Source organism: uncultured Streptococcus sp. (genome assembly GCF_963528215.1).
Taxonomy (GTDB): Bacteria; Bacillota; Bacilli; order Lactobacillales; family Streptococcaceae; genus Streptococcus.
Genome location: NZ_CAURVL010000049.1, coordinates 1 through 5,704 on the forward strand (window position 1 = coordinate 1; position 5,704 = coordinate 5,704).

The window sequence follows — 5,704 nt, forward strand, 5'->3', positions numbered from 1 at the left end:
AAGTTTCCACGTCTTCTTTGTGGACACGACCGTTTGCACCTGAGCCAGATACGTCGTAGAGGTTGATTCCTAGATCATACGCTAATTTTCTAGCTGCAGGAGTCGCTCTTAGCTTATCATCAGCCATGACCTCTCCAATTCTAATTATGATACTAAGGGCGTAAAAAGCGACTGAAAAATAGGAAATCAACGCTGGCTTCGATGAAGCCAAGACGCTTTATCTTTTTTCCAAGCTTTTAGCCCGAGTTCAACTCTACAAGTAACTTGGATACGAAACGTATCTCAAGTTACTACGGTTGCCGCTATCTGCGACCAACCTAGTAGACTTACTAAGTCGTTCGTCGAATATCATCGATTCGACTCTCTCCTGTTGCAACTTTACAAGTAACTTGGATACAAACGTATCACAACTTACAACAGCTGCCGCTATCGGCGATCAACCTTGTAGACTTATTAATTCGCTCATCGGATATAATCAATCCGAATAACGATTTTATGCAATTAGTAAAATTCTAAGTCTCTTTAACCCTCTACACAAGATTAGATTACATAAAATAATTTATGTAATCTAATCTTGTGAGAAAGCCTTTTCTTTATTATACCTTATTCTTTATGATATGTCTTCCGAATAGCGTCTTTGATGCTTTCAACGGTCGGAATCATCGCGTTTTCTAAGTTTTGTGCATAAGGCATTGGCACATCTTCACCTGCACAACGGCGGATTGGAGCATCTAAATAGTCAAATGCTTCAGACTCAGAAATAATCGCTGAAATTTCACCAATGAAACCGCTAGTTTTGTGGGCATCATTAACCAAAACGACCTTACCAGTCTTCTTAACAGAATTGATGATAATATCTTTATCAAGTGGCACCAATGTACGTGGATCAACCACTTCTACAGAGATACCTTCTTCTGTCAATTCTTCAGCTGCCTGCATGACACGGCGAAGCATTTTTCCGTAGGTAACAACTGTTACATCGGTACCTTCTTTTTTGATTTCACCTACTCCAAGGGGAATGACATATTCAGGATCCAGTGGCACTTCGCCTTTTTGGTTAAATTCAGACTTGTATTCCAGAATAATGACTGGGTTGTTGTCTCGGATAGAAGCTTTGAGAAGGCCTTTCATATCTGCCGGAGTTCCTGGAGCGACTACCTTAAGACCTGGAATGTGGGTAAACCAAGATTCCAAAGACTGCGAGTGCTGAGCGGCAGAGCCAACTCCATTACCTGCTGCACAGCGGACAGTCATTGGCACTTGGCCTTTTCCGCCAAACATATAACGAGTTTTAGCGGCTTGGTTAACAATAGCATCCATGGCGATTACAGAGAAGTCCATAAAGGTCATGTCTACAATTGGACGAAGCCCTGTCATAGCTGCTCCAGCTGCTGCTCCAGAAATAGCTGCTTCTGAAATCGGACAGTCACGTACACGCTCTGGGCCGAACTCTTCCAGCATACCAACAGATGTTCCAAAATCTCCACCAAAGACTCCGACATCTTCTCCCATCAAGAGTACATTTTCATCGCGACGCATTTCCTCAGACATAGCGAGGATAATGGTGTCACGAAAAGACATAGTTTTAGTTTCCATTTTCTCTTTCTCCTCTCTTTAGTCTGCGTAAATATCTTCAAAGGCAGATTCAAGCGGCGGGAATGGACTTTCTTCTGCGAACTTGACAGACGCTTCCACTGCTTCTTTGACTCCAGCTTGGATAGCTTCCAGCTCTTCCTCGCTTGCAATCTTGTTTTCCAACAGGTATTTACGAAGATTTTCGATTGGATCCTTCTTCTTCCATTCTTCTACTTCTTCACGAGTACGGTATTTACCTGGGTCAGAAGACGAGTGTCCTAACCAACGATAAGTCACACTCTCGATTAAGACAGGTCCGTTACCACTGCGAACATGCTCCACAGCCTTTTGGAAGCCTTCATAGACATCCAGAACATTATTGCCATCTTCGATGAACATACCTGGAATGCCATAAGCTGCGCTGCGCTCGTGGATGTGCTCTACATTGGTCATTTTCTTGATATCAGCAGAAATACCATAGCCGTTATTAATACAATAGAAAATAACTGGAAGATTCCAGATAGAAGCCATATTGACTGCTTCGTGGAAGACACCTTCGTTGGTAGCACCGTCACCAAAGAAGCAGACAACAATCTTACCTGTCTTATGCATTTGCTGGGTCAGAGCTGCTCCAACAGCAATTCCCATGCCACCGCCCACAATACCATTGGCACCAAGGTTTCCGGCATCTAGGTCAGCAATGTGCATAGAGCCGCCTTTTCCTTTACAGGTACCGGTGTATTTCCCTAGGATTTCCGCCATCATTTCGTTGAGGTTGATTCCTTTTGCGATAGCTTGACCGTGTCCCCGGTGATTAGAAGTCAACAAATCATCCTTGTTCAAAGCCAGCATAGCACCAACATTGGCTGCTTCCTCACCTACTGAGAAGTGAGTCATTCCAGGAACCTTTCCTTTTTTTACAAGTTGAGCAATTTTTAAGTCCATTCGACGGATTTCTTCCATCTTACGGAACATCTCTAACAAAAGATTTTTATCTAAAGTTGCCATTTTTTTGCCTTTCTAAGCATAATTCTTCTATTTAATTCTATCTAAAGCTGTAAGCACTGTCAAAACTTTTGCTCACTTATATTTCACAAAGAAAAACCAGTCAATCCATTGGATAAACTGGTTTTAGATGCCAAAATAGAAATTTCACAAACTTTTTATGCTAGAGTAGTTTTTACTATTTTGAAACTGTTATACGAAAATAATAGCAGAGCATGCTTCTGATTAATCTGCCTGTTTAGCAAAATCTGCAATCATCTGCTCCATCTGCTCGCGGCTTGGTGTTGTCAGCATATAGAGGTAGTCACCTTGCAACTCCGCAAATGCGGCTGGCATGTCTTTCTTGACCTTGAAGTTATCTCTGTATTTCTCCAGCAAGTCAGCTTCAGGGTAAGCATAGTTCGTTGATGCACGGCGCGAGGTTGCCAAACAATACAGTGGCTCCATGTGGGCAGCCGGGAAAGGCTCTCCTGCTACAATCGCTGCATAGCCTCTGTAAAGATCGATTGAGTGAGCGAAATTATAGACATCAATGGTAAAGCCACCGGCTGGACGGTTATTGTACTCAATGGCTACATAATCATCCCCCTCGCGGAAGAACTCAATATGGAAAAAGCGTTCTTTCATGCCGAAGATTTTGACAATCGCTTCTCCATAAGCACGGAGTTTTGGATCCATATCCTTGAGGACGTAGTAGGAATTATCCATCTTATACATCATCAAATCCAGCGGTGTATGCGCATAGTCAAAGGTGGTTGTAAAGACGATCTGACCGTCCTTATCTACCAAACCATCAAAAGTACAGATTTCGCCAGACTGGACAAACTTTTCAAAGAAATAAGCTGTCTGATGATCCCATTCTTGCTTGAATCGTTCGACATCTTCTGCTGTTTCCAATTTAAAGGTCGCAGCTGCTCCCACTCCATTATCAGGCTTGGCAATCAAAGGTAGACCAAGTTTCTTGACAGCCAAATCAGCTCCAGCTTCTGTATTGACAATCTGACCAGGTACGACTGGAACACCTGCTTTTTTAAAGAGTTTCTTCATATCAGATTTGAACTTGGTCTTTTTCAAGTCTTTTGGTTTTGCTCCAAAAACATTGAATTGCTCGCGCAACTCAGCGTCCAGTTCCAGCCAGTATTCATTATGAGACTCAATCCGATCGATAGGCCCATGCTTGTAGAAAAGAAAGGCCACAGCTCTTTTTACTTCGTCAAGATTTTCAAGATTTTCTACTCTGAAATATTCAGTCAATGAACCCTTCAAAGGCTGGTCTAGCTGGTCATAAGGCTCCTGACCGATTCCCAGAACAGTGATTCCTTTATTAGCCAGCTCTACAGTAAACTGCTGAAAATTTTGCGGATAGTAGGGAGAAATAACGATATAATTCATAGGAAACCTCCTTTAAAGATTGAGTTCATTAAGGAAATACGGCATTTGCTTACGCCACCAAATCCAGTCGTGGGAAACATCATGGCCCCATTCAGCAAACCAAGCTGGAATATTCTTATGCTCAAAAGCCTCTTTCAGCGTGTAGAAGGAAGGAAGGCCATCCTGCTCCCAGTCGCCCAAGCCAGTACAAACGATAACATCCGCCTGTCGATAGCGGTCAATAAACCAGCCATCATTTTGGTTCCAGATGTAGTCAGCTGGCGAGTTTTGATAAATGACTTCGTCATTCAAATTGTCACCGACAAAGAAACGTGCATCATAGACACCACTAAGAGCAATCACCTTATTGAAAACATCTGGATGCTGCAGGAAGAAATTAACAGCATGATAAGCTCCCATGGAGCAGCCTGTCGTCATCATAGGGTCAAACCAGCCTGTCTTATGCTTAACGAAAGGAATAGCTTCCTCGATGACATAACGCTCATATGCACGATGCATTTCTGCTCGATCGTGAGGATGCTTCCAGTCCGCCAACCAACTCTCACTATCAACACTGCTGAGAGTGAAAAACTGGACCTTACCGGCCTCAATAAAGCCAGCGCAGGCTTCAATCATGCCGAAGTCAGCATACTCATTGTGGCTGCCGCCTGATGATGCGAAGACTATAATTGGGAGTCCAGCATGGCCATAGCGATTGACATACATTTCACGGCCTAGATTACCGCTCCAATGACTTAAAAATTCTACATGCATAGTTTCTACCTCTTTCTTAGTGTTTGACTAGATTACCATTTTTCGCCGATAAAACGGAAACAGTCCGGCAAGTGCTCCGCCCAAGCGATTTCATTGTGAATAGCTCCAGACTGGATCTTAATCTGAATATTGGACAAATCTACCCCAGATACAAGTAGCTGTCGGAAATAGCTGAGCGATGAATCAATATAGGCCTGCTTGATGTTGCCAGCCATTAATGTCTTATCTGTATCATCAGCCTCTTCTGTCCCAACATAAATGAAAACTCGCTGGTCTGCTTGGAGTGTTTTTCTCTCAATATAACGGTCAAAAGCTTCCTGATGCAGCCAATTAGCTGATGAAAAAATGCCCAGACAGCCAATCTGATCTTGGTATTCAACACCGATAAACTGGCTGATATTTCCCCCAAGAGAAGAGCCAATCATGGCCGTATGCAGTCGATCCGACTTGGTCCGATAATGCTGGTCAATAAAAGGCTTGACGACTTCCATAACAAACTCCGCATACTCCGTTCCCTTGCCGCCAAACTGAATACCGGGAATATTGGACTCTTGGAACTTCCAAGCTGCGTATTCATTCATGCGCCGTTGGCCATCGTTGTCAATAGCCACGACAATCATTTTTTCAATATCTGGATTACGCTTGATTGTCGGAATCACCTTCCACGAATGGCCGCTGAAAGACTCTTTGCTATAAAGAACATTTTGTCCGTCATGAAAATAAACAACGGGATAGGTCTTATTTGTATCCTGGCTATAGTTCTTTGGAAGCAACACGCGGACACGGCGTTTCTGCTTGGTATAAGGAACAACTAACTCATGTGTTTTCATTTCAAGGTAAAAATAGGATTTATTCATTTTCAGAAAACTTTCTATTTTCAAAATTTTTATTTATTATATCACAAATTAAGCAAAAAAGTTAGGGATTTCCTAACTTTTTGATGATTTTTATTAGATAATGATAGAAAATAGATTATTTA

The 5,704-nt window shown here is 42.5% G+C and carries 6 protein-coding genes; all 6 read right to left on the bottom strand.

Going from position 1 to position 5,704, the window contains the following annotated elements:
• On the bottom strand, window positions 1–151 hold a 151-nt coding region (locus RWS24_RS10445; RefSeq protein ID WP_314367332.1), incomplete at its 3' end, for an E3 binding domain-containing protein.
• A gap of 452 nt (window positions 152–603) precedes the next feature.
• Entirely contained in the window at window positions 604–1,596 is a 993-nt protein-coding gene (locus tag RWS24_RS10450) for an alpha-ketoacid dehydrogenase subunit beta (RefSeq protein WP_314367315.1), read from the bottom strand.
• 18 nt (window positions 1,597–1,614) lie between these two features.
• Entirely contained in the window at window positions 1,615–2,583 is a 969-nt protein-coding gene (locus RWS24_RS10455; protein WP_314367318.1) for a thiamine pyrophosphate-dependent dehydrogenase E1 component subunit alpha, read from the bottom strand.
• A gap of 222 nt (window positions 2,584–2,805) precedes the next feature.
• A complete protein-coding gene (locus RWS24_RS10460; protein WP_314367322.1) occupies window positions 2,806–3,972 on the bottom strand; it encodes an ATP-grasp domain-containing protein in 1,167 nt (388 codons plus the stop codon).
• A gap of 12 nt (window positions 3,973–3,984) precedes the next feature.
• Complete coding sequence (locus RWS24_RS10465) at window positions 3,985–4,725, bottom strand: alpha/beta hydrolase-fold protein (RefSeq protein WP_314367326.1); 741 nt, start codon at window positions 4,723–4,725, stop codon at window positions 3,985–3,987.
• A gap of 32 nt (window positions 4,726–4,757) precedes the next feature.
• Entirely contained in the window at window positions 4,758–5,582 is an 825-nt protein-coding gene (locus tag RWS24_RS10470; RefSeq protein ID WP_314367329.1) for an alpha/beta hydrolase, read from the bottom strand.
• Window positions 5,583–5,704 lie beyond the last annotated feature (122 nt).

Coding starts and splice junctions, on each gene's coding strand:
- RWS24_RS10450 (WP_314367315.1), bottom strand. CDS start 1,596: ATGGAAACTAAAACTATGTCTTTTCGTGACACCATTATCCTCGCTATG.
- RWS24_RS10470 (WP_314367329.1), bottom strand. CDS start 5,582: ATGAATAAATCCTATTTTTACCTTGAAATGAAAACACATGAGTTAGTT.
- RWS24_RS10455 (WP_314367318.1), bottom strand. CDS start 2,583: ATGGCAACTTTAGATAAAAATCTTTTGTTAGAGATGTTCCGTAAGATG.
- RWS24_RS10460 (WP_314367322.1), bottom strand. CDS start 3,972: ATGAATTATATCGTTATTTCTCCCTACTATCCGCAAAATTTTCAGCAG.
- RWS24_RS10465 (WP_314367326.1), bottom strand. CDS start 4,725: ATGCATGTAGAATTTTTAAGTCATTGGAGCGGTAATCTAGGCCGTGAA.